Annotated in this window: 24 protein-coding genes; 2 read left to right on the top strand and 22 right to left on the bottom strand. The window is 68.8% G+C overall.

Annotated features, from left to right (window positions below):
- Positions 1–143: 143 nt before the first annotated feature.
- The 22 genes from QZ258_RS03110 to QZ258_RS03005 all read right to left on the bottom strand — a co-directional run bounded on the left by QZ258_RS03110 (position 144) and on the right by QZ258_RS03005 (position 20903).
- Positions 144–1025: an ABC transporter permease gene (locus tag QZ258_RS03110; RefSeq protein ID WP_294178916.1), complete on the bottom strand. Its 882-nt coding sequence runs from the start codon at positions 1023–1025 to the stop codon at positions 144–146.
- A gap of 5 nt (positions 1026–1030) precedes the next feature.
- The gene (locus QZ258_RS03105) at positions 1031–2050 is read right to left on the bottom strand and encodes an aliphatic sulfonate ABC transporter substrate-binding protein (protein WP_294178915.1); all 1020 of its coding nucleotides are present in this window, start codon (positions 2048–2050) and stop codon (positions 1031–1033) included.
- A gap of 43 nt (positions 2051–2093) precedes the next feature.
- Positions 2094–2948: an ABC transporter ATP-binding protein gene (locus QZ258_RS03100; RefSeq protein WP_294178914.1), complete on the bottom strand. Its 855-nt coding sequence runs from the start codon at positions 2946–2948 to the stop codon at positions 2094–2096.
- A gap of 87 nt (positions 2949–3035) precedes the next feature.
- The gene (phnE, locus tag QZ258_RS03095; protein ID WP_294178913.1) at positions 3036–3905 is read right to left on the bottom strand and encodes a phosphonate ABC transporter, permease protein PhnE; all 870 of its coding nucleotides are present in this window, start codon (positions 3903–3905) and stop codon (positions 3036–3038) included.
- Positions 3902–4708 (bottom strand): phosphonate ABC transporter, permease protein PhnE, encoded by an 807-nt coding sequence (gene phnE, locus QZ258_RS03090; protein WP_294178912.1) that lies wholly within the window; start codon positions 4706–4708, stop codon positions 3902–3904. Before phnE (QZ258_RS03090) ends, phnE (QZ258_RS03095) begins: the two co-directional genes overlap by 4 nt.
- 5 nt (positions 4709–4713) lie before the next feature.
- On the bottom strand, positions 4714–5517 hold the full coding sequence (phnC, locus tag QZ258_RS03085; protein WP_294178911.1) for a phosphonate ABC transporter ATP-binding protein: 804 nt from the start codon (positions 5515–5517) through the stop codon (positions 4714–4716).
- 93 nt (positions 5518–5610) lie between these two features.
- Entirely contained in the window at positions 5611–6570 is a 960-nt protein-coding gene (locus QZ258_RS03080; RefSeq protein WP_294178910.1) for a phosphate/phosphite/phosphonate ABC transporter substrate-binding protein, read from the bottom strand.
- A gap of 131 nt (positions 6571–6701) precedes the next feature.
- Positions 6702–7367, bottom strand: coding sequence for an HAD family hydrolase (locus QZ258_RS03075; RefSeq protein ID WP_294178909.1), 666 nt, complete (start codon positions 7365–7367; stop codon positions 6702–6704).
- Between the two features lie 4 nt (positions 7368–7371).
- Positions 7372–7785, bottom strand: a complete 414-nt coding sequence (nusB, locus tag QZ258_RS03070) for a transcription antitermination factor NusB (protein ID WP_294178908.1) — start codon at positions 7783–7785, stop codon at positions 7372–7374.
- Positions 7785–8348: an elongation factor P gene (efp, locus tag QZ258_RS03065; protein ID WP_294178907.1), complete on the bottom strand. Its 564-nt coding sequence runs from the start codon at positions 8346–8348 to the stop codon at positions 7785–7787. The genes nusB and efp overlap by 1 nt, the downstream gene beginning before the upstream one ends.
- Before the next feature lie 81 nt (positions 8349–8429).
- The gene (locus tag QZ258_RS03060) at positions 8430–8870 is read right to left on the bottom strand and encodes a type II 3-dehydroquinate dehydratase (RefSeq protein WP_294178906.1); all 441 of its coding nucleotides are present in this window, start codon (positions 8868–8870) and stop codon (positions 8430–8432) included.
- A 32-nt stretch (positions 8871–8902) separates the two neighbouring features.
- Positions 8903–10225, bottom strand: a complete 1323-nt coding sequence (locus tag QZ258_RS03055) for an FAD-binding oxidoreductase (RefSeq protein ID WP_294178905.1) — start codon at positions 10223–10225, stop codon at positions 8903–8905.
- 74 nt (positions 10226–10299) lie between these two features.
- Entirely contained in the window at positions 10300–11388 is a 1089-nt protein-coding gene (gene aroB / locus QZ258_RS03050; RefSeq protein WP_294178904.1) for a 3-dehydroquinate synthase, read from the bottom strand.
- Complete coding sequence (locus QZ258_RS03045; RefSeq protein ID WP_294178903.1) at positions 11370–11873, bottom strand: shikimate kinase; 504 nt, start codon at positions 11871–11873, stop codon at positions 11370–11372. Before QZ258_RS03045 ends, aroB begins: the two co-directional genes overlap by 19 nt.
- Positions 11870–13075: a chorismate synthase gene (gene aroC / locus QZ258_RS03040; protein WP_294178901.1), complete on the bottom strand. Its 1206-nt coding sequence runs from the start codon at positions 13073–13075 to the stop codon at positions 11870–11872. Before aroC ends, QZ258_RS03045 begins: the two co-directional genes overlap by 4 nt.
- A 19-nt stretch (positions 13076–13094) precedes the next feature.
- Complete coding sequence (locus QZ258_RS03035; protein WP_294178900.1) at positions 13095–13934, bottom strand: shikimate dehydrogenase; 840 nt, start codon at positions 13932–13934, stop codon at positions 13095–13097.
- The gene (gene mltG / locus QZ258_RS03030; protein WP_294178899.1) at positions 13927–15165 is read right to left on the bottom strand and encodes an endolytic transglycosylase MltG; all 1239 of its coding nucleotides are present in this window, start codon (positions 15163–15165) and stop codon (positions 13927–13929) included. Before mltG ends, QZ258_RS03035 begins: the two co-directional genes overlap by 8 nt.
- A gap of 3 nt (positions 15166–15168) precedes the next feature.
- Positions 15169–15630 (bottom strand): Holliday junction resolvase RuvX, encoded by a 462-nt coding sequence (gene ruvX, locus QZ258_RS03025; protein WP_294178898.1) that lies wholly within the window; start codon positions 15628–15630, stop codon positions 15169–15171.
- Position 15631: 1 nt separating this feature from the next.
- On the bottom strand, positions 15632–18289 hold the full coding sequence (alaS, locus tag QZ258_RS03020) for an alanine--tRNA ligase (protein ID WP_294178897.1): 2658 nt from the start codon (positions 18287–18289) through the stop codon (positions 15632–15634).
- Positions 18290–18361: 72 nt separating this feature from the next.
- On the bottom strand, positions 18362–18589 hold the full coding sequence (locus QZ258_RS03015) for a hypothetical protein (protein WP_294178896.1): 228 nt from the start codon (positions 18587–18589) through the stop codon (positions 18362–18364).
- A gap of 175 nt (positions 18590–18764) precedes the next feature.
- Positions 18765–19394, bottom strand: a complete 630-nt coding sequence (gene rpsD / locus QZ258_RS03010; RefSeq protein WP_294178895.1) for a 30S ribosomal protein S4 — start codon at positions 19392–19394, stop codon at positions 18765–18767.
- Between the two features lie 177 nt (positions 19395–19571).
- Entirely contained in the window at positions 19572–20903 is a 1332-nt protein-coding gene (locus QZ258_RS03005; protein ID WP_294178893.1) for a replication-associated recombination protein A, read from the bottom strand.
- 114 nt (positions 20904–21017) lie between these two features.
- On the opposite strand from QZ258_RS03005, the gene QZ258_RS03000 reads away from it, so the two are divergent.
- Both QZ258_RS03000 and QZ258_RS02995 read left to right on the top strand, forming a co-directional pair.
- Positions 21018–21803, top strand: a complete 786-nt coding sequence (locus QZ258_RS03000; protein WP_294178892.1) for a peptidylprolyl isomerase — start codon at positions 21018–21020, stop codon at positions 21801–21803.
- Between the two features lie 78 nt (positions 21804–21881).
- Positions 21882–23114: a DUF349 domain-containing protein gene (locus QZ258_RS02995; protein WP_294178891.1), complete on the top strand. Its 1233-nt coding sequence runs from the start codon at positions 21882–21884 to the stop codon at positions 23112–23114.
- The last annotated feature ends 29 nt before the right edge of the window (positions 23115–23143 follow it).

Here is a 23143-nt window from a genome sequence, read left to right as displayed (position 1 = left end):
GACGGACTTAAAGGTGGTCAAACTCCGCTCACACTAGCACTTCCCTTTTCAGGAGTTTGTGTGACGGATGTGGCGTGCGTCACGTCGATGGGACGCTTCTCCCACATCCGTCACACTTCCTCCTGAAAACGGTGGGGCCGGGGCTAGCCCCAGCGGGTGAGAAGGGCTCGCTCGAGGAGGCCGATGAGGGCGTCGGAGAGCTTGCCGAGGATGGCGAGGACGATGATCGCGAGGAACAGGCGATCGATGCGGCCGTTGTTCTGCGATTCGATCAGCAGGAAGCCGAGTCCCATCGTCGAGCCGAGGAGCTCGGCGGCGACGAGGAACAGCCACGCCTGCGCGAGCGCGAGGCGCAGACCCGACACGATCGCCGGGATGACGGCGGGCAGCTGCACCGTGAAGAGCAGGCGGACGCCGTGGAAGCCGTAGGCCCGACCCAGCTCGACGAGGTGCGGATCGACATGCCGCAACGCGCCCGCCACGGTCGTGTAGACGGGGAACACGGCGCCGATGGCGACCAGCGTCACCTTCGAGTCTTCGCCGAATCCCAGGTAGAGGATCAGCAGCGGCACCCAGGCCAGCGACGGTACGGCACGCGCCGCGCCGATCGTCGCGGCGAGGAACCCGTCGGCGAGACGCGAGAGTCCGACGAGCGAGCCGAGCGCAAGCCCAACCACGGCGCCGATCGCGAAACCGAGGAAGACGCGTTGGGTGGAGATGCCGATGTGCTCCCAGAGCAGCCCGCGCTGGGCGAGGTCGATCGCCGCAACGACGAGCGACTCGGGAGTCGGCAGTTTGAAGGCGGGAACCCACCCGAGGTGGGACGCCGCCCACCACAACGCGAGCAGCGCGAGCGGGATGATCGCGCCGAGCACCGCGCGCGACCCGGCGCGACGGCCGGCGCGCGGACGCCCGCCCGCGACGAGCGAGGCGGCCTCCCCCGTCACCTGCGGGTCGGCGGAGGGCCCGGCGTTGCCGCCGCGCACGACCGTGTCGCCGGTCAGGTATTCGGGGGAAGCCGCCATGATGCTCAGCCCACCCGGCTCGGGTCGGCGGCGTCGGCGAACGTCGTGTTGAACAACGTCTCGAGCGCCGCGTCGGCCTGGTCCTGAGAGGGGATGTCGCCATTGGCGACCTGGATCGGGCCGACCACCTCGAGCACCGAGTACTGCGCGGCGCCCGGGGCGAACGGAAGGTCGATGACGGTGCGCTCCAGGAGCACGACGGAGGCGACCTCGAGGTCGAGACCCGACACGTCAGCCAGCAGCTGCGCGGTCTCGTCCGGGTTCTCGAGCGCCCAGGCGCGGGCCTTCTCGTAGGCGTCGGCGACGACCTGAGCCAGATCCGCGTTGTTCTGGATGAACTCCTCGGTGGCGTTGAGGAAGCCGTAGGTGTTGAACTCGACGTGGCGGTAGAACAGCTCCACGCCGTCGTTCAACTCGTGCGCGGCCATCATCGGGTCAAGACCCGACCAGGCGTCGACGCTGCCGTTGACGAGCGCCACGCCGCCGTCCGCGTGCTGCAGGTTCTGGATGTCGACCTCGCTCGGGTCGACGCCCGCCTCGTCGAGCGCCTGCAGCAGGAAGAAGTACGGGTCGGTTCCGATAGTGACGGCGACCGTCTTGCCGCGCAGGTCGGCGACGGTCTCGATGCCGCTGCCGGGCAGCGTGACGAGCGCCGACCACTCGGGCTGGGTGTAGATCCCGATGGTCTGGATGGGCGAGCCGTTGGCGCGCGCCAGCAGCGCCGCCGAACCGGCCGTCGATCCGACATCGAGGGCACCGGCGCGCAGGCCCTCATTCGCCTTGTTGGACCCGAGCGACTGGGTCCAGGTCACGGCGACGTCGTCACCGAGCGTGTCCTCGATCCAGCCCTGTTCCTTGATGATGAGGCTGAGCGGGTTGTAGGTGGCGAAGTCGAGGCTCAGCGTCGACTTGCTCCACTCACCGCCGGTGCCGGCGTCGGGCGTCGCGTTCTCGCCGGCGCAGCCCGTGAGGGCAAGCGAGGCGATGACCGCGGTCGCCGCGGCGGCCAGGAGGGTCTTCTTCATGGGATGTCCTTTGTGCTGTGTGGGGATTCGGGTGGAGGTGCGATCAAGAGCCGCGTTGCGCGCGCTGCGCCTTGATCGCCTTGGTGATGTAGTTCTCGGGGTGGTGCGTCTCGACTCCGAGAAGGTCGAGAAGTTCGGCGCGGAGGATCGCGATTCCGGGGTCGGCGCGATCGCGCGGGCGGGGCTTGCCCACCTCGAGGATGCGCCGGATCGACGGTCCGGGGTGATCCTCTTGCGTGCCCAGGAGCACGATGCGGTCGGCGAGCTGGAGCGCCTCGTCGACGTCGTGCGTGACGAGCACGATCGTCGCGGGCTCGGCCGCGTGGATGTTGAGCAGCAGATCCTGCATCGTCAGCCGGGTGAGCGCGTCGAGCGCACCGAAGGGCTCGTCGAGCAGGAGCACGCCGGGGCCTCGAGCGAGCGCCCGGGCAAGCGAGGCGCGCTGCGCCATGCCGCCCGAGATCTGGCGCGGGCGAAGCTGCGCCGCGTGGTCGAGCTGCACGAGCGAGAGCAGCTCGTTGACGCGCGCGCTCCCCTCGGCGCGGTCGGTGCCGCGCGGGAGTCCGAGTTCGACGTTCTTCTCCAAGGAGCGCCACGGCAGCAGCCTCGGCTCCTGGAACGCGACCGCGCAGCGCTGGTCGACGGACGCGACCGGCGCACCGTCGATCTGCAGCTCCCCCGCGCCCGGCTGGTCCAGTCCGCTGATCAGGCGCAGCAGCGTCGACTTGCCACAGCCGGAGGGACCGAGCAGGGCGACGATCTCGCCGGGCCGGACATCGAGGTCGACGTCCTGCAGGATGACACGCGACGTCCCCGTGTCGGTCGGGAAACTGCGACCGACACCACGCAGACCCACGCGAAGCGCGGGCGCGGTGGCGACGGAGGTGACGGAAGGCATGGCTGTGAAGTTACGGACATCTCTGCCGCACCTCAACGCGGGCCGTCATGGAACGAAATCTTGCGTCACACTTCGACGCAGACGCGGTTACACGACGGCGCCGGCGGCCTTCGTGGGGGCGCCCGCGATGATGCGATGGCGCACCGCGCCGGAGATGGCGTCGACGATCATCGTCACGAGGATGATCACGATGAGCGCGATCCCGATGCGATCCCAGTCGCGCTGGTCGAAGACCCGCGACAGCAGCGACCCGATTCCGCCCGCCCCGACGACGCCGAGAATGGCCCCGGCGCGGATGTTGACCTCGAAGCGATACAGCCAGAACGCGATGACCTCCGGCATGATCTGCGGGATGACCGCCCACCGCAGCACCTGCAGCGGGGTGGCGCCGGAGGAGCGCACCGAGTCGACCGGGCCGGTCTGGATTCCTTCGATCACTTCGCTGGTGAGTTTGCCGAGCGTGCCGATCGATCCGACCCCGAGCGCCAGCGCTCCCGGCAGCGGCCCCAGGCCGAAGATCGGCACCATGATGACGATCGCGAAGATGACGTCGGGCACCGTGCGGATGGCGTTGAGCACCTGGCGCGTCGGGAGCACGATCCAGCGCGGGGCGGTGTTGGATGCCGCCAGGAATCCGATCGGGAACGACAGCAGCGCGCCGATCACCGTTCCGACCCACGCCATGGCGAGGGACTGCCCCATGAATTCGAGCGAGGTCAGCCAGTACTCGGTGTACGGCGCCTCGAGCGGGTTGTTGAGCGCGCCGCGGAGCATGAGCCCGGTGTAGGTGACGAAGTTTTCGGGGAACTGCGCGAGACGCTCCCACTTGATCTCGATCGCCGAGAGGCACAGCAGCACGATCGCGAGCGCGAGGAGCTCGATCGTGATGACGCGCCATTTCCTCGGCGGCGTGGGGCGCGTGACCGTGGTCACCGGGACGGGTGCGGTCGAGGTCATCGGGCGAGCCTCCGTCGGAGGTAGCTGGAGGACTGATCGATCAGGAACACCACCACGAACAGCAACACGATGATCGCCGAGAGGTTGTCGTAGTTGAATCTCGCGAGCTGCACGGCGATCTGGGTTCCGATGCCGCCGGCCCCCACGAAGCCGAGCACGACGGAGGCGCGCACGTTGAGCTCGAAGACGTACATCGAGTACGACACGTAGTTGGGCAGGATCTGCGGCAGGACGGCGACGCGCGAGCGCTGGACGACGTTCGCCCCGGATGCGTCGGCGGCCTCGAGCGGACCCGGATCTACGGCGTCGATCGTTTCGGCGGTGAGCTTGGCGATGATGCCGATGTTGAACATGACGAGGGCCAGCACGCCCGCGAGGGCACCGATGCCGACAAACGCGACGAACAGCAGACCCCAGACGACGTCGGGCAGCGAACGGCCGACCGACAGCACCAGTTTCGCCGCGCGGTACACCAACGCGTTGGGGTTCGACACCGTCGACGCGAGGAACGACACGACGAGCGCGATGCCCGTCCCGATGACGGTCGCGACGACGGCCGTGGCGAGGGTGACCGACATCGGTTGGATCGTCTGGACCAGGAAGCTCCAGTCGGGAGCGAAGAACTGACTGACGATGAACCAACCGCGCCCGGTGTCGGTGAACAGCGGGAGGATCGTGAAGTCGATCGAACTGCCGGCGACGATCGTGATCACGACCGCGATCGCGAGGAGCGACCAGGCGCCGAGCGGCGGCGCGGGACGCGCAGGTCGGGCGACAGCGGCCGGGGGTGTTGGGGTGCTCACCGACGTCATTCGGTCAGGCCCGGGGCCGTCGTGGCCGGCGCCTCGACGTCCGGCAGGAGGTCCTCGGCGGTCAGCGAGCGACCGTAGATCTCGGCGAACACGGCGTCGTCGGCGTCTTCGGGTGGCCCGTCGAACACGATCTTGCCGGCGCGCATCCCGATGATCCGCTGCGCGTAGGTGCGAGCGAGGTCGAGGAAGTGCAGGTTAACGACGGTGGTGATGCCGAGTTCGCGGTTGATCCGGCGCAGGTCGCGCATCACGAGGTTGGCGGTGGGCGGGTCGAGCGAGGCGACCGGCTCATCGGCGAGGATCACGTCGGGTTGTTGCGCGAGCACGCGCGCGATGGCAACGCGCTGCTGTTGCCCGCCCGAGAGCTGCGAGGCGCGCGTGTAGGCCTTTTCGACGATGCCGACGCGCTCCAGCGACTGGAAGGCGATCTCGACGTCGGCCTTGCGATACCAGCCGAGAATCGCGCGCCAGGTGGGCGTCGCGTGCAACCGGCCGACGAGAACGTTGTTGAGCACGCTCGTGCGGGTGACCAGGTTGAAGGACTGGAAGACCATGCCGACCTTGGCACGCAGTCGCCGCAGAGCACCCTTCTTGGATGCGTCAACTCGCTGGCCCGACACCTCGAGCTCGCCCCCGGTCGTGGCGACGAGCCCGTTGATCGAGCGGACGAGCGTTGACTTGCCGGCACCGGAGAGCCCGACGACGACGACGAACTGCCCGTCTGGGATCTCCAGATCGATCTCGTCGAGACCGACGGTCCCGTTCGGGTAGCGCACCGAGACCTTCGAAAACCGGATCACTCTGACATCCTCTCCCATCGCCCGGCGACGGGTCCAACCAACGACCCGGGGGCGACGCTTTCGCGCCGCCCCCGAGCCACGGAACTGCTTCGGTTACTCGCCGAAGTTGGCCTCGACCTGACGCGCGGCGTCAAGCGCCTCGAGGTCGGCCGGCACGAGTCCGTCGATGTTGTAGATGGCGTTGAGGATGGCGATGCCGTCCTCGGTGTCCGCGATCGCGAGGAAGGCCGCCGTGATGGCCTCCTTCAGGTCCTCGGGCAGGTCGCCGCCGACGGCGATGCCGTCGTTCGGGATGTTGGTCGACCAGGCGAAGACCGTCACGTCGGAGCCGACGGTCGGGATCTCTTCGACGACGTTGGAACGCGCATCGTTGTAGCTGGTTCCGACGGTGGCCTCACCGCGCGCCACGGCGCTGACCGCGTTCGGGTGTCCCCCGGCGAAGAACGCGCCGCTCAGGTTGAACGGGTCGAGTCCGACCTCCTGGAGCTGCGTGGCCGGGTAGTAGTACCCCGAGGCCGAACCCTCGTCGACGAAGGCGATGATCTCGTCTTCGGTGATGTTCGCGAGAGCCTCCTGGCCGACCGGGCCGCCGTCGGCGGAGTCGGTGCCGTTGCAGAAGGTGTAGCCGTCCTCGTCGGTCACGATGTCGGTCGTGCAGAAGCGGTCGGTGTCGTTGGTGAACCACTGCGTCACGTAGGTGCTCGAGCCGAAGCGCACCGACTGGAGAACTGCCTCGGCGCCGGCCTGGTCGACGGCCTGGACGAGCGCGATGGGGCCGAACATGCCGACATGGGCCTGGCCGGCCTGCATCGCGACGACGAGGGCGTTGTAGCTGTCGGTCACGATGACCTCGACGGGCATGTCGAGCTGCTCTCCGAGGAGGCCCGCGAGCTCTTCACCGTCGAGGACGAGCTGGTCGACGTCCTGCGAGGGCACCAGGCCGACGACGAGCGTCTCGGGTGCTTCGGGCGCCGCATCTTCGGCGGGCGTGCAGCCCGCAAGTGCAAGACCCGCGACCGCAAGGGTCGCCAGGGTCAGGAACGATTTCTTCACGTTGTCCTCCATGCCTCAATCGCCGCCGAGGTGCGGCGCTGGAATCGCGACCCCTCAGACAGGGCCACCGCTCCACGTTAAGCGTGCCTCGATTCGGTGGAGGACACCAGATGTGAGAGTTTCCCCAACGTTTACATTGCAAGCGGCGCGGCCCAGGCGCGAATCTCCGGGTAGAGGTCTTCGGCACGCACGGCGCGCCGCGTGGGAAGACCGTCACCTCGGGCGTGCCGATCGATCAAAAACGTCGTGCCGCCCCGCGCCTGGATCTCGGCATGATCGTTCACCCAGATGTCACCCAGGCTCGCCAATGCCGGCCCGTCGATCTGCACCCCGGCGGCCTCGAGCGCGGATGCCATCCCCGAGGGTTTGCCGGCGTCGGTGACGATGACGTCGAGAACGTCACGGATGCCGAGGCCCTCGATCACCTGGTCGAGTCCGCCCGCGGGCGAGTTGGTGATGAGAACGCGCGTCACGTGGCCGATCTCGGCGAGAAGATCCCGCATGCCAGCCGGGGCGTGCACCTCGTCGATCCAACTCGCGATGTCGGCACGACTGCGTTGGAACGCCGCTTCGAGTACCGCACGGGGCACGTCCACCTCGCGCGCCAGCGCCGCAACCGCCTGGTACCCATCGCGCGCCGAGTCGATCCCGTCGCCCCGCTCCAGGAACGCGTCCAGGCGCGCCAACCGTGTCGGGCCGTCCGAGACGCTCTCGAACGCGTGCCGCGCGAACTCCCGCACGGGCGCGTCACCGACGCACAGGGTGCCGTCGAAATCGAGAATCAGCGCGCCGCGCATGTCGCTACTCCTGGCTGCGTGCGACCCCGCCGAGCAGGCCGTTGAGGAAGCCCGCGGAGTCGTCCGTGCTCATGATCGTCGCGGCCTCGACGGCCTCGGAGATCGCGACCGGGTTCGGCACCTCGGGGTTGAAGAGGATCTCCCACGTCGCCAGCCGGGCGAGCGCGCGGTCGAGGGCGGGCATCCGATCGAGCTTCCAGCCCTGTGCGTGCTCCACGATGGCCGCGTCGATCTCGTCGAGGTGCTCCTGCACGCCGGCGACGATTTCGCGCGCGTAGAGCCAGGACGACTCGCGCTGCGGCTGCGAGGCAGCCCGCACCGACTCATCGGCGAGCAGGTCGGCGATCGGGATGCCGCGCACGTCGGCTCCGAACAGGATGTCGAGGGCGCGCTTGCGGGCCTTGGTCCGTGCGCTCACTAGTCGGTCACGCGGCCGAGGTACGACCCGTCGCGGGTGTCGACCTTGACCCGGGTGTTCTGCTCGAGGAAGAGCGGAACCTGGATCTCGTAGCCGGTCTCGAGCGTCGCGGCCTTGGTGCCGGCGCTCGAACGGTCGCCCTGCAGGCCCGGCTCGGTGTAGGTGACCTCGAGGATCACCGAGGCGGGCAGCTCGACGTAGAGCGCCTCGCCCTCGTGCGTCGCGATCGTCGCGATCTGGTTCTCGAGCATGAAGTTGGCGGCATCGCCGACGACCGCGGCCGGAACGGTCCGCTGGTCGTAGTCGCTCATGTCCATGAACACGAAGTCTTCGCCGTCCTTGTACAGGTACTGGAAGTCGCGACGATCCACCGTGGCGAAGTCGATCTTGGTGCCTGCGTTGAAGGTGCGGTCGACGGTCTTGCCGCTCATCACGCTCTTGAGCTTGGTGCGAACGAACGCGCCACCCTTGCCGGGCTTGACGTGCTGGAACTCGATCACGTTCCAAAGCTGCCCGTCGATCGACAGCACACTGCCGTTCTTGATGTCGTTGGTGGTCGCCATGTTTGCCTCCTGGAGCGGGTCGGGTAGCCGTGAAGCGGCGTATCGAGACCCCGCAGTGCCGCAGTCGAGTGTAGACGAGCGCTAGTTCGCGCGACGAACCGCCACGAGGGCGAGCACGTAGGAGTCGAAGCCGAACCCGGCGATGACGCCCGAGGCGACCCCCGAGATGACGCTCGTGTGCCGGAAGGTCTCGCGTGCGTGCGGGTTCGAGATGTGCACCTCGACGAGCGGCAACCCGGCCTTGGTCACGAGCGCCGCCGCGTCGCGCAGGGCGTAGCTGTAGTGGGTGAAGGCGGCCGGATTCAGGATGACCGGGGCGTTCGCGTCGACCGCCTCATGCAACCAGCCGATCAGTTCGCCCTCGTCGTCGGTCTGGCGCAGATCGATCTCGACGCCCTCGGCGCTCGGATCGCTCGCCAGCATGACGCGCAGGGCCGAGAGATCCTGGTGCCCGTAGACTTCCGGCTCCCGGCTGCCGAGGCGGCCGAGGTTGGGTCCGTTGAGAACGAAGACGCGCGTCATGGGTGCGAGCCTAGCGAAGCCGGGAGCCACGCTCAGGCGGGCGCGAGGTTGTGGTTGCGCCGGAAGACGTTCTCCGGGTCCCACTCGCGCTTGACCGCGCGCAACCGTTCAAGGGTCGCCGGCGGGTACATCTCGTCGAGGAGGGTTGGCGACTCATCGGTCCGGAAGTTGCCGTACGTGCCGAGGCTCTGCGTCCTGGTTGCGGCGCGCCACGTGCTGTGCACGGCGTCGACGTCGGCGGGAGCAGCCCCCGGCGGCAGGAATGCGACGAAGAGCGCGAGCAGTTCGGCGTCGCGGTGTGCGAGCGCCGTCGCGTCGGGCGCCACGCGCCCGAACGCACCGCCGAGGCTCCGCAGCATGAGCATCGAACCGGGATACGCCGCGTGGATTCTCGCCAGCTCCTCCACCGTGTCGTCCTCGAGCACCCGCAGGAAGTCGGAGGCGACGGCCATGACCGGCGCGGCGCCCTCGAACTCCATGTCTTCGTCGAGGAGTGATCGGTAGGACACGCGCGCAAGGTCTCCCCCGCGCACGCCGGGGTGCTGTGCGAAGGGCGCGGTGGCAGCCCGCGCCGCGTCGAGGTCGTCCCCCGCCCACACGGCGACGATCTGCACGGCCGCGGGCATCCCGGGCCCCAGTTCCGGCATGGAGACGAAGGTGGCGGTGAGCTCGTCGGGCGCTCCCGCCATCACGTCGCGCCACAGCTTCACTGCGTCGACGAGTTGCGGGGGGTCGAACTCGAACGATCCCGCGACGACGCCGTCGAGTCGGCGCGCGCGGAGCTCGAAGTGCGTCACGACGCCAAAATTGCCGCCGCCTCCGCGCAGCGCCCAGAACAGGTCCGGATTCGTGACCGGGTCGGCGCGGACGACCTCGCCCCGGGCGGTCACCAGTTCGGCACCGAGCAGATTGTCGATCGTGAGGCCGTGCGCGCGGACCATCCAGCCGATGCCGCCACCGAGTGCGATTCCGCCGACGCCGACACTCGCCGTGTCGCCCGAGGTCATGACGAGGCCGTGCTCGGCCAGTGCCAGAGCGACGTCGCCCCAGCGCGCGCCGCCACCGACCCGCACAACCTCGCCATCGACTTCGACGTCGGCGATCGCGGAGAGGTCGAGGACGACCCCGCCTTCGTTCGTTCCCCAGGTCGTGTGACCTCCGCTGCGCACCGACAACGCACGCCCCGTCCGGGCCGCCGCGAGGACGACGGACGCGACTCCGGCGGGTGTCACAGGCCGCGCGATGGCGAGCGGGCTGCCCACCAGGAAGTCCGAGGTGGCGGCCTCGGTGTAGCCATCGTCACCCGGAAGAATCACCTCACCCGGCTCACCGCCGAGGAGCTCTTCGCCCTTCATACCGCCAGCGTAGACATCGCGCCGACGACGTCAAGAAGACCTCGCGTTCCACCTCGGTCGCGCAGGGGCCGCGACTACTCGGCGATCTCCTGATACGCCGTGAAGAGGAGCGCTTCTTCGGCGCCGTTGAGCGTCGTCGGACGCCCGATTCCGTCGAGCACGATGAACCGCAGCATCGACCCGCGCGCCTTCTTGTCGCGCTGCATCGTCGCGTACAGCGTCTTCCACCGTCCCACCGGGTACGTCGTCGGCAGGCTGAGCGACTCCAGGATGCGGCGGTGCCGATCCACCTCGTCGTCACTCAGCGAGCGGGTGAGGCGGGAGAGCTCCGCGGCGAACATCATGCCGATGGCGACGGCGGCGCCGTGCCGCCACTGGTAGCGCTCGGCGTGCTCGATCGCGTGTCCGAGCGTGTGACCGTAGTTCAGGATCTCGCGCAGGCCCTGCTCGGTGAAGTCCTCCCCCACGACGCATGCCTTCACGCCGATGGCGAGTTCGATGCAGCGCCGGAACTCCGGCGTGGTCGGGTCGGTGGCCGCATCCACATCGGCCTCGACGATGTCGAGGATCTCCGGCTCGGCGATGAAGCCTGCCTTCACCACCTCGGCGTAGCCCGCGAGGATCTCGTTCTTGGGAAGGGCGTCGAGCAGGTCGAGGTCGCACAGCACCGCCCGGGGAGCATGAAAGGCCCCCACCAGGTTTTTGCCCTCGGCCGTGTTGATCCCGGTCTTGCCGCCGACCGCGGCATCCACCATCCCGAGCACCGTGGTCGGGATCTGGATGACATCCACGCCGCGCAACCAGGTGGCGGCCACGAATCCGGCAAGATCCGTCGTCGCGCCGCCGCCGAGACCGATGACGACGTCGGAGCGGGTGAAGTCGGTCTGGCCCATGATCTGCCAGCAGAACGCCGCCACTTCCACGCGCTTGGCGCCCTCGGCATCCGGGATCTCGGCGAGGTAGACCTGGTACTGCGACGACAACTGCTCGCGTAGCGCCTCGGCTCGGGCGCCCAACGTCGGCGCGTGCACGATCAGCACGCGCGCCACCCCCGCGCCCAGCTGGGTCGAGAGCGCGCCGAGCAGGCCCCGACCGATCGTCACGTCGTAGCCCGGCGTCCCCGCCACCGGGATCGTCGTCGCGTCTACTTCGTGCGCAGCCATTCGGCCACCTCCTGGGCGATCTCGTCGTTGCGGCGGCCGTCGGTGGCGACCGTGAGGTGCGCCAGCCGTTCGTAAATGGGGCGGCGGGCGTCGAAGATCCGCTGCCAGCTCTCGATCCCGTCCTTCACCAGCGGGCGGCTGCCGTCCGTCAACCGAGGCTCGACGGACTCGGCGGTCACCGTCAGATAGACGACGGGGAGGTCGCGCAGCTCGGCCTGCGTGTCGGAGTCGAGAATCGCCCCACCGCCCAGCGAGACGACGTGGTCGGTCGCGATCGCCGCCGCGACCGCCGCACGTTCGAGAGTCCGGAAGTGCGCCTCGCCGTGCGTCTCGAAGATCTCGGCGATCGGTCCGTGCGCGGCGACAACAACCTTGTCGGTGTCGGTGAACCCGACGCCGAGGAGCTTGGCGACGCGTTTGCCGATGCGCGACTTGCCGGCCCCCATCGGGCCGATGAACACCGCCGCCGGACGCGCCGCGTTCACTCGAAGACCGTCGCCGAGGCCGTTCGCAAGGACTCGGGAATGGCCGCCAGGTAGGCGTCGAGGTTGCGGCGCGTCTCGCCGATCGAGTCCCCGCCGAACTTCTCGAGCATCGCGTTGGCAAGCACGAGGGCGACCATAGCTTCGGCGACGACGCCCGCGGCGGGAACCGCGCAGACGTCGGAGCGCTGGTGGTGCGCCGCCGCCTGTTCGCCGGTGGCGACGTCCACGGTGCGCAGGGCGTGCGGGACCGTCGCGATCGGCTTCATCCCCGCGCGCACGCGCAGGAGCGTGCCCGTGGACATGCCACCCTCGGTGCCGCCGGCCTTATCGCTCAACCGACCGATCATGCCGCCGGTGGTGACGATCTCGTCGTGCGCCTGCGAGCCGGGACGGCGGGTCGTCTCGAACCCGTCGCCGATCTCGACGCCCTTGATCGCTTGGATTCCCATGATCGCGGCGGCGAGTTGGGCATCCAGCCGTCGGTCCCAGTGCACGTAGCTGCCGAGCCCCGGCGGCAGGCCGTAGGCGAGCACCTCGACGACGCCGCCGAGCGTGTCGCCGTCGTCGTGGGCGCGATCGATGCGGGCGACCATCTCGGCGCTCGTGGCGGCGTCGAAGCAGCGCAGCGGATCCGCGTCGAGCGCCTCGACGTCGTCGGGCGTCGGCAGGGCGGCACCCTCGGGCACGCGCACCGTTTCGATCGACAGGGTGTGCGCGACCAGGCGCACGCCCAGCTCGGCGAGGAAGGCGCGCGCAACCGCGCCGAGCGCGACGCGCGCCGCCGTCTCACGGGCGCTCGCGCGCTCGAGCACGTTGCGCGACTCCGGGAAGTCGTACTTCTGCATGCCGACGAGGTCGGCATGGCCCGGCCGCGGGCGCGTGAGCGCGGCGCCGCGACCCTTGGGCAGCGTCTCCGGGTCCACGGGGGTTGCGCTCATGACGTCGACCCAGCGCGGCCACTCGGTGTTGCCCACCCGCAGCGCGACCGGGCCACCGACGGTCTTGCCGAAACGGATACCGCCCGAGATCGAGAGTTCGTCCTGTTCGAACTTCATGCGCGCGCCGCGGCCATAGCCGAGCTTGCGACGCTGGAGGTCGTCCTGGATCTGTTCGGGCGAGATCGGCACGCCCGCGGGCATGCCTTCGAGAATCGCGACGAGTTCGGGGCCGTGCGACTCTCCGGCGGTCAACCAACGAAGCATGGGATCGATTCTTCCAGGTTCACAAGCCGACGACCGACCGCATGGCACCGCGGACCTGGTCTTCGAGGTCAAGTTCGGTCTCCATCTTCCCCGAGACGAAGATTCGCACCTGTGCCACCGCCTGATTCACGAGCATCTCGAGGCCGCTCACGACGCGTCCGGATGCCTCGGCCCATGAGACCGCGAGGGCACTCGGCCATGGGTCGTAGGCGACGTCGAACAGCACCGCGTGCGAGCGCAACTCGGCGGAGTACTCGTGATCGATGGCCGCTCCGCCGGGGAGTGTGGAGATGACTGCGTCGGGCAGGTCCGCCGCGCGAGGCTCGCCGAAACGCACGAGCGTCAGCTCGAGGTCGAGTCGTTCCGCGAGCGGCAGGAGCGCTCGACCGCGGTCCAGGTCGCGCACCGCGACCCGAACGGTGTGCGCGCCCAACCGGTGCGCCGCGACGAGAGCGCTCTGTGCGGTCGCCCCGGCACCGAGCACGTCGGCGGACTCGAGTTCGGTCACCCCGTGGTCCCGGAACGCGCGCACGATCCCCTCGACGTCGGTGTTGAAGCCGCGCCGCACTCCGCCGTCGAGCAGCAGCGTGTTCGCGGCACCGACCAGGTCGACCAGCGGGTCGCGCTCGTCGAGCACCGACAGCACGACGTGCTTGTGCGGCATCGTCAGCGACAGACCGCGCCACGAGGCATCGAGGCCCTCGACGAACGCGGGAAGCTCCGCGGCATCCAGTTCGATCGCCTCGTAGTTCCAGTCGAGGCCGAGCACCTCGTAGGCCGCCGCGTGCAGCGCGGGCGACTTCGAGTGCGCGATCGGCGACCCCAGCACCGCGAGACGGGACCGCGGCGACTCAGGCACAGTAGGACGCGTTCTCCGTGCTCGCGCGGCACCAGGCCTGCAACTGCGCGACCGCGGCCTCGTGCTGCGCCACGGTCTCCGAGAACACCGTCTCACCGGTCTTCAGGTTGATCGGAACGAAGAACATCCAGTCGCCCTCGGCCGGGTTCAACACGGACTCGATCGCCGCCTCGCCGGGCAGACCGATCGGCCCGATCGGAAGCCCGTCGTTGGCATAGGTGTTGTAGAGATTGCTCGCGTCCGCGCGCTCCTCGCCCGTGGTCCAGACGGTGTGCGTGTTGCCGGTGCCGTAGGCGACGGTCGCATCGGACTCGAGGCGCCAGCCCTGGTCAAGACGGTTCTGGAAGACCCGCGCGACCTTGTAGAAGTCGTCGATGTTCGAGCCCGCCTCGCGCTGCACGATCGAGGCTTTGATGAGCACCTCGAGCCGGTCTTCCGGCTCGACGCCGAACCCATCGAGTCGCGTCATCATCTCGTCGACGAGGCGCTGGATGACCTCCTCGGCGGTGACGCCGGGATCGAGCGGATAGGTAGCCGGGAACAACCAGCCCTCGAGGTTCGGAGCCTCGGCCGGCACCCCGTAGACCGTCGGGTCGGAGGCGGCCGCCATTAGTTCATCCACCGAGATCCCGGTGGCCGACCCGATCAGCGCGAGCGCGTCTTCGTAGGAGGTGCCTTCCGGGATCGTGACGGTATTGGTGATCTTGTTCGCCGGATCGAGCAGCGCGTCGAGCGCCGACGAGGCGCTCATCTGCTCCTGGAGCAGGAAGTTTCCGGGCTCGAAGCTGACATCGGGGCGCGTCAGCAAGAGGTCGTAGAAGGCGTCGAAGGTCATCGTGACCCCCGCCTCATTCAGGGTGCGCGCGACGTCGGACCCGATGTCGCCGCTCTGGATGACGATCGTCACCTCGACGCCGTTGCCCGAGCCCTCGTAGTCGTTCGGCAGTTCCCAGCCGAGCACCTCGCGCACCTTGTCTTCGTACAGCACCCACACCGTCGCGGCACCGCCGATGCCGATCGCGAGCAGCGCGATCAGGACCCAGAGCCACCAGAGGTTGCGCTTCCTGCGAGGTCCGCGCCCTCCCCCGTGGCTGCCCGCCTCACGGGCGGCGCGGCGCGACCCCACTGCGGAGTCCGGAGTCGGCGCCTCGGGCGCGACAGCTCGGGGCGCTGCGGGCGCCGGAGTCCCGCTCGGCCGGAAGATGTCGTCCCAGCTGGGTTCTTGAGCCACGAATCAGAGTCCTTCGTCAGGGGCGACCGCAGTCCCGGCCGGGCGACCGGCCGAGCGTTCGAAGTCGAGGGCGTTCTGCAGGATGATAACAGCGGCCGCCTGGTCGATCACGGCGCGCGAGGTGCGGGTATTCCGTCCGGCCTGGTGCAGCCCGCGCTGAGCGCTCACGGTCGACATCCGCTCATCAACGAGGCGCACCGGCGGCCCGCCGAGCGTCGTCAGCCAGTGCGCGAACTCCCGCGCATCCGCCGTCGAGGGCGTATCCGTGCCCGCGAGCGACAACGGCAGTCCGACGACAATCTCAACGGGCGAGTACTCCTCGATCAAGCCGCGGAAGGCCCCCTCGTCGTCCTTGCCGCGCGGGTGCGAGACGACGGGCGTTGCCAGCAGGCCGTCGCGGTCGCAGACCGCCACACCGACGCGGGCACGGCCGACGTCGACGCCGAGGCGGACTCCCGGGCGCACGCTAGCCCTTCAGCGCGCGACGGATGCCGTCGAGAGCCGCCGGGATCGCCGCCGCGTTCGCGCCGCCGCCTTGCGCCATGTCGTCCTTGCCGCCTCCGCCGCCGCCGAGTTCGGTCGCGGCGACCTTGACGAGGGCACCCGCCTTCGCACCCGCATCGCGCGCCGCCGGGGTGGTCGCGACGATCACGACGGGCTTGCCATCGATGCGCGCCGCAAGGGCGACGACCGCCGGCTGCGCAGCCAGGCGCTCACGCACGCTCGTGACGAGCGAACGCACCTCGTCGGCCGAGCTCAGCTCGCCGAGATCCTCGACCACGGCGACTACGTTGCCGATCGGTGAGGCCGCGTCGGCGAGGGCCGGCACCCGGCCCGCAAGTTGCCGCGCCTCGAACGCGGCGATCTTCTTCTCGGCCGCCTTGAGATCGGCGACAAGTTGTTCGATGCGGCCCGGAAGCTGGTCCTTCGGGGTCTTGAGTGCGCTCGTCAGTTGCGAGACGAGGGTGCGCTCGGCCGCAAGTTCGCGGAACGCGTCGATACCGACGAGTGCCTCCACGCGACGGTTGGTCGCCCCCACACTCGACTCGCTGACCAGGTTGACGAGGCCGACCTCGGCCGAGCTACGCACGTGCGTACCGGCGCAGAGCTCCCGCGACCACGGTCCGCCGATATCGACCATGCGCACCGTCTCGCCGTACTTTTCGCCGAACAGCGCCATCGCGCCCGCCTTGCGCGCCTCATCGAGCGGCATGATGCGCGTCGTCACCTCCAGGTTGTCGCGCACCGCGTTGTTGGCGATCTCCTCGATCTCGCTGCGCGTCGCCGGGCTGAGCGCCTGGTTCCACGAGAAGTCGAGGCGCATGTAGCCGGCCTTGTTGAAGGATCCGGACTGGTGCGCGTCGGGGCCGAGCGTGTCGCGCAGGGCCGCGTGGATCAGGTGGGTGGCCGAGTGCGCCTGCGCTGCCGCGTGGCGGTAGACCGCATCCACCACCGTCGTCGCCGCGTCGTCGACGGCGACCTCACCCGAGCGCACCTGCACGGTGTGACTGATGAGGCCCTTGACGGGCTTCTGCACGTCGAGCACCTCGAGGTCGAAGCCGTTCCCGACGATCGAGCCTTGGTCGGCCGACTGGCCGCCGGACTCCGCATACAGCGAGGTCTCGGCGAGGATGACCTCGGCGATCTCGCCCGCGCTCGCCTTCAGCACCGGCTGCCCGCCGACGAGAATGCCGAGGATGCGCGACTCGGTCTCGAGGTATTCGTAGCCGGTGAAGACCGTCTCGCCCTCGGCACGGATGTCGGAGTACACCGAGAGGTCGGCGATCTGGCCCTTCTTGGCCTTCGCGTCGGCCTTCGCGCGCTGGCGCTGCTCCTGCATGAGCGTGTCGAACGCCGCGCGGTCGACGGTGAGGCCCGCCTCCTCGGCGACCTCGAGAGTCAAATCGATCGGGAACCCGAAGGTGTCGTGCAGCAGGAACGCCGTGTCGCCGGGGAGTGCCTCACCGCCCGACTTCTTGGTGTCGGCGACGGCGGTGTCGAGGATCGTGGTGCCGCCGGCGAGCGTGCGGAGGAACGTCTCCTCCTCGCCGAACGCAAGACGCGAGGTGCGCTCCCAGTGCTCGGCCACATCCGGGTAGGCCGGCGACATCGCGTCGCGCGAGGCGGCGAACAGCTCCGGGAAGCTCGTCGAGTCGACCCCGAGCAGGCGCATCGCGCGCACCACGCGGCGCATCAGGCGACGCAGAATGTAGCCGCGGCCCTCGTTGCCGGGCGTGACGCCGTCGGTCATCAGCATGAGGCTCGAGCGCACGTGGTCGGCGATGACCCGCATCCGCACGTCGTCATCGTGGTCGGCGCCGTAGCGACGGCCCGAGATTTCGGCGGCGCGATCGAGCACCGGGCGCACCTGGTCGATCTCGTACATGTTGTCGACGCCCTGCTTGAGGAACGCGACGCGCTCCATGCCCATGCCGGTGTCGATGTTCTTCTTCGGCAGTTCGCCGAGCACCGTGAAGTCGACCTTGCTGGTCACATCGGTGAGCAGGTACTGCATGAAGACGAGATTCCAGATCTCGATGTACCGCGTATCGTCAACGGCCGGGCCGCCCTCGGGCCCGAATTCGGGACCGCGGTCGAAGTAGATCTCCGAGCACGGTCCGCCGGGGCCCGGCTGGCCGGTGTGCCAGTAGTTGTCGGCACGGCCGAGACGCTGGATGCGTTCCGCCGGCAGACCTGCGATCTTGGTCCAGAGCGCGGCGGCTTCGTCATCGTCCTCGTAGACGGTGACCCAGAGGTCCTTCTCGGCGAACCCGAGACCGCCGTCGGCCTCGGAACTGGTCAGCAGCTCCCAGGCGTAGGCGATCGCCTGTTCCTTGAAGTAGTCGCCGAACGAGAAGTTGCCGTTCATCTGGAAGAACGTGCCGTGGCGCGTGGTCTTGCCGACCTCTTCGATGTCAAGCGTGCGAATGCACTTCTGCACGCTCGTGGCACGCGGGTACGGCGCCGGCACGACGCCGGTGAAGTACGGGATGAACGGGACCATGCCCGCGACCGTGAACAGGAGCGCCGGATCGTCGCTCACGAGCGACGCCGAGGGCACGACCGTGTGGTCGCGCTCTCCGAAGAAGGTCAGCCAACGGCGTTGAATTTCAGCGGTCTGCACGGGGTGATCCTGACGGGCACAGCGGTGCCGGGTTGGTGAGGGTGACGACGGGGGCGCTGCGCCGGCGCGGCGCTACTTGGTGCGGTTGGTGAGGTCGTTGATGACCTCTTCGGCGTTCGCGACGGCCTCGCGGAGTTCGGCTTCGCGGGCCTTGTAGCCGTCGACGACGGCCGAGCCGAAGTCCTTCGCCTTGGCGTCGACGTCGGCGAAGAACTCCTGACCCTGCGGGGTCTTCGAGAACTGGTGCGCCGCGACGAACCCCACCGCGGCACCAACGATCAGCAGCAGAACGTTCTTCATGAGAGCGAATCCTTCCGGTGAAGTGATCGGACGCCGGACACGGCGCCGCCCCTCCAGCCTAGTCGGCATCGGAGGCCCGGTTGCAGGCTCCCCCGGTGCTGTGCATCCCCTGCCGGGAATACGAGACGGCCCCGAGGAAAACCCCGGGGCCGTCTGGAATCGCGAAACGACGGGTCTAGCGAGCCGCGTAGTACTCGACGACGAGCTGGACTTCGGCCGTCACGGGAACCTCGGCGCGCTTCGGGCGGCGCACGAGGCGCGCCTGCAGCTTGTCGAGCTCGACCTCGAGGTAGCCCGGAACCGGGGGAAGAACCTCGGCGTGGCCACCGGCGGCAGCGACCTGGAAGGGCTCGGTGCCCTCGGAGCGCTCCTTGACGTGGATGACCTGGCCCGGCTTCACGCGGAACGACGGGCGGTCCACGATCTTGCCGTCAACGAGGATGTGGCGGTGCGTCACGAACTGACGCGCCTGCGAGGTGGTGCGGGCGAAGCCGGCGCGCAGGACGAGGGCGTCGAGACGCATCTCGAGCAGCTCGACCAGGTTCTCACCGGTCAGACCCTGGGTGCGGCGGGCCTCGTTGAAGACGATGCGAAGCTGCTTCTCGCGAATGCCGTACTGCTCGCGCAGACGCTGCTTCTCGCGCAGACGAACGGCGTAGTCGCTGTCGGCCTTGCGCTTGGTGCGGCCGTGCTCACCCGGAGCGTAGGGACGCTTCTCGAGGTAACGGGCCGCCTTCGGCGTCAGCGGGATGCCGAGCGCACGAGAAAGGCGGACCTTGCGACGGTCCTGAGACTTGGTAACCAAAACGGAAATCCTTCCACCACGTGGACGCGTCTTTCGCGCCTCACAGACGTCCATCCCGTTCACCTGGCCGGCGCGCACGTCGACACGTGCCGGTGGATTGTGAAAGAAGGGGATGCGCTCGACGGTCTCGATCGACACTGGCAAGCCGATCAAGACTACCAGACCGAGCGCGCGGCTCTACTCGCCGCGAAGGATCGCCCGGATCCGCTCGAGCCTGGCCGCCACATCCCGCTCGTAGCCATGGGAGGTCGGCTCGTAGTAGCGGGTGCCACGCAAGGCATCCGGAAGGTACTGCTGGGTCGCGATGCCGTGCTCGGCGTCGTGCGAGTACTGATATCCCTTGCCGTGACCGAGGCGCTTGGCTCCCGGATAGTGCGCGTCGCGCAGGTGCGCGGGAATCGATCCGATGCGGCCCGCCCGCACGTCGGCGATCGCGGCGTCGAGCGCCCGGTAGGAGCCGTTCGATTTGGGCGCCGTGGCCAGATACACGACAGCTTCGGCGAGCAGGATGCGCCCCTCGGGCATTCCGATGAGCTGGACACCCTGGGCTGCGGCGACGGCGAGCGGCAGCGCCTGCGGGTCGGCCATGCCGATGTCTTCGGCGGCAAGGATCATGATGCGCCGAGCGATGAAGCGCGGGTCCTCCCCCGCCTCGATCATGCGCGCGAGGTAGTGCAGCGAGGCGTCGACGTCGCTCCCCCGGACCGATTTGATGAAGGCGCTGATGACGTCGTAGTGCTCATCACCCTGGCGGTCGTAGCGAAGTAGCGCGCGGTCGACGGTCTCAGCAACGATCTCGGCGGTGACTACCGGCGCCCCTTCCACCTCCGCGTCGGCGCTCGCCGCGACCGCGGCCGCTTCCAGCGCAGTCAGGGCGCGGCGCGCATCACCCGAGGCGAGCCGGATGAGCGACTCCCGCGCCTCCTCCGAGAGCGACACCTTGCCGGCGAGTCCGCGGGGGTCATCGACGGCACGATCCACGACCACACCGAGGTCGTCGTCGCTCAGCGCCTCCAGGGTCAGCAGCAGGGAGCGCGACAGCAGCGGCGCGACGACCGAGAACGACGGATTCTCGGTCGTGGCGGCCACCAGGATGACCCAGCCGTTTTCGACACCCGGGAGCAGGGCGTCCTGCTGCGCTTTCGAGAACCGGTGGATCTCGTCCAGGAACAGGACCGTCGAGAGCCCGTAGAGGTCACGATCGGCGTGCGCGCGCTCCATCACCTCGCGCACGTCCTTGACGCCCGCGGTGACGGCCGAGAGCTCGACGAAGCGTCGGCCGGAACTGTGCGCGATCGCCTGAGCGAGTGTCGTCTTGCCGGTGCCGGGCGGTCCCCAGAGGATCACCGACACCGACCCGGACTCCCCGGTGACGTCGTTGGCCAGGTTGACGAGCGGCGAACCGGGGCGCAACAGGTGGCGTTGACCGGCGACTTCGTCGAGCGAGGTCGGTCGCATCCGGACGGCGAGGGGCGTGGCGCCCGTTCGCAGTCCCGACGATGCGCTCATGCCTGTCATCGTAATCGGGCAGACCGATGCGGCGCCCGCGTTTGGCGCCAGGCGGACCGCCCTGACTAGAGTTCTCGTGGACCGCGCGAGCGCGGCCAGATGGAGGAGCACCGCGTGGCATCGAAGAACAAGGACCGCACTTCGCGAGAAGTTCGCGAGCGCCTCAAGGCCTACACCGCGCGGCAGCAGGTCCACGAGCACGCCCGTTCACGTCGCACTCGCGACAACCTGATCGCCGTGCTCGGTGTCGCGGCCATCATCGCGCTCACGGCGACGACACAGTACTTCTACTTCTCCGCCGGCCCCGGCGCCCCGACCCCCGAGCCGAGCGCAAGCGCCGTGTCGGGGGCGAACGTCGGCGTCCCCTCGGCCGACTATGCGGAGTACCGCACCTGGACGGGCGAGCTGACGCTGAACGACGTCACACTCGGCATCGAGCTCGACGGCGCGGCGGCTCCGCAAGCGGTCTCCGCCTTCTTGTCCGATGTCGATACCGGCTACTACGTCGACAAGACCTGCCACCGCCTGGCGACGAGCGAGGGTTTCGAGCTTCTGCAGTGCGGGTCGATCGATGGTCTCGGATCCAGCGACCCGGACTTCACCTACGGTCCGATCGAGAACGCCCCGGCGGATGACGTCTACCCCGCCGGGACGATCGCCATGGCCCGCGCGAGCGGCGATGCCTCCAGCAACGGGCACCAGTTCTTCCTCGTCTACGGCGACTCGACGATTCCCTCCGACGAGGCCGGCGGATACACCGTGCTCGGCACGATCACGAGTGGGCTCGACGAGTTGATCGCGCAGATCACCTCGGCGGGGATCGATCCCGAGCAACTCGGGATCGACGGCACGGGAGCCCCTTTGGTCGCGACCACGATCACCGAGATCTCCCTGCAGTAAGGGTGTGCCGACACCGGTGCAATAGGCTGAGTCGGTCCGGCGAGAGGCCGCCGACGACGACGTGAGGTGAATTGACCAGTGGCGACTGACGAGAAGGCCCCGTGGGGCCGCGTCGACGACGAGGGAAACGTGTACGTCCGCGAGGCGGACGGTGAGCGGATGGTCGGGCAATACCCCGATGCGACACCCGAGGAAGCGCTCGCGTACTTCACGCGCAAATTCACCGAGCTGGAAGGCCAGGTCGCGCTGCTGGAGCAGCGCGTGCGCGGCGGTGCTCCCGCCAAGGACGTCGCCAAGGCGGTTGAGCATCTGGGCGAATCCATCACCGGCGCCAACGCGGTGGGCGACCTCGCGTCGCTCACGGAGCGCCTGCAGAAGTTGGGTGGCACGGTCGGCGAACTGACCGAGAAGCAGCTCGAAGAGAACAAGGCCGCCGTCGCCGACGCACTCGCCGCACGCGAGGCGCTCGTCGCCGAAGCCGAAGCGCTTGCAGCGGCCGACCCCGCCAAGGCGCAGTGGAAGCAGGTCGGCGCCGAGCTCGATGCTCTGTTCGCGCGGTGGCAGGACCACCAGAAGAACGGCCCCCGTCTTCCCAAGAACGAGAGCAACGAGCTGTGGAAGCGATTCCGCGCGGCTCGGACGACGATCGAGACCCACCGCAAGGCCTTCTTCGCCGAACTCGATTCGGTGCACAAGGAGGTCCGTGCGCGCAAGCAGGCGCTGATCGAGCGTGCCGAGAAGCTCGCCTCGCAGGGCGCCGACGCGATCCCCGAGTACCGTCGCCTGCTCGATGAGTGGAAGGCGGCCGGTCGCGCCGGCAAGAAGCTCGATGACGCGTTCTGGGCCAAGTTCAAGGAGGCCGGCGACGCGCTCTACGCCGCCAAGGCCGAGCAGCTGGCGCTTGAGGACGAGGAGTACGCCGGAAACCTCACCGAGAAGCTGGCGTTGCTCGAGGAGGCCGAGAAGCTCCTCACGGTGACCGACCGCACCGCCGCGAAAGAGAAGCTGCTCGGCATTCAGCGCAAGTGGGATGCGATCGGCAAGGTCCCGCGTGACCACTTCCGCGCCGTCGAAGACCGCTTGCGCAAGGTCGAGACGCATGTGCGCAAGCTCGACGAGGATCACTGGAACCGCTCGAACCCGGAGAAGCAGGCGCGCTCGGAAGGCCTCGCCTCGCAGCTCGAATCGGCGATCGCGAAACTCGAAGCCGAACTCGCCGAGGCGAAGTCGGCGGGCGATAAGAAGAAGATCAAAGAGGCCGAGGAGGCCATCGCCGCCCGCAAGGTGTGGCTCGGCGCCATCGGCAGCTGAGCGTTCGTCCCCAGGCGTCGTTCTCCACG

Source organism: uncultured Schumannella sp. (assembly GCF_905479755.1).
Lineage (GTDB): Bacteria > Actinomycetota > Actinomycetes > Actinomycetales > Microbacteriaceae > DCRR01.
The sequence above is the reverse complement of the archived record's forward strand: the minus strand, read 5'-3'. Positions and strand labels throughout refer to the sequence as shown.

What these genes read in the sequence shown, in the direction of transcription:
- QZ258_RS03060 (WP_294178906.1), bottom strand. Translation starts at nt 8,870, where the DNA reads ATGACGCGCGTCTTCGTTCTCAACGGACCCAACCTCGGCCGCCTCGGC.
- QZ258_RS03105 (WP_294178915.1), bottom strand. Translation starts at nt 2,050, where the DNA reads ATGAAGAAGACCCTCCTGGCCGCCGCGGCGACCGCGGTCATCGCCTCG.
- QZ258_RS03015 (WP_294178896.1), bottom strand. Translation starts at nt 18,589, where the DNA reads ATGAAGAACGTTCTGCTGCTGATCGTTGGTGCCGCGGTGGGGTTCGTC.
- efp (WP_294178907.1), bottom strand. Translation starts at nt 8,348, where the DNA reads ATGGCGACCACCAACGACATCAAGAACGGCAGTGTGCTGTCGATCGAC.
- QZ258_RS03055 (WP_294178905.1), bottom strand. Translation starts at nt 10,225, where the DNA reads ATGAAGGGCGAAGAGCTCCTCGGCGGTGAGCCGGGTGAGGTGATTCTT.
- QZ258_RS03100 (WP_294178914.1), bottom strand. Translation starts at nt 2,948, where the DNA reads ATGCCTTCCGTCACCTCCGTCGCCACCGCGCCCGCGCTTCGCGTGGGT.
- QZ258_RS03075 (WP_294178909.1), bottom strand. Translation starts at nt 7,367, where the DNA reads ATGCGCGGCGCGCTGATTCTCGATTTCGACGGCACCCTGTGCGTCGGT.
- phnE (WP_294178913.1), bottom strand. Translation starts at nt 3,905, where the DNA reads ATGACCTCGACCGCACCCGTCCCGGTGACCACGGTCACGCGCCCCACG.
- QZ258_RS03005 (WP_294178893.1), bottom strand. Translation starts at nt 20,903, where the DNA reads ATGAGCGCATCGTCGGGACTGCGAACGGGCGCCACGCCCCTCGCCGTC.
- aroB (WP_294178904.1), bottom strand. Translation starts at nt 11,388, where the DNA reads ATGGCTGCGCACGAAGTAGACGCGACGACGATCCCGGTGGCGGGGACG.
- aroC (WP_294178901.1), bottom strand. Translation starts at nt 13,075, where the DNA reads ATGCTTCGTTGGTTGACCGCCGGAGAGTCGCACGGCCCCGAACTCGTC.
- QZ258_RS03110 (WP_294178916.1), bottom strand. Translation starts at nt 1,025, where the DNA reads ATGGCGGCTTCCCCCGAATACCTGACCGGCGACACGGTCGTGCGCGGC.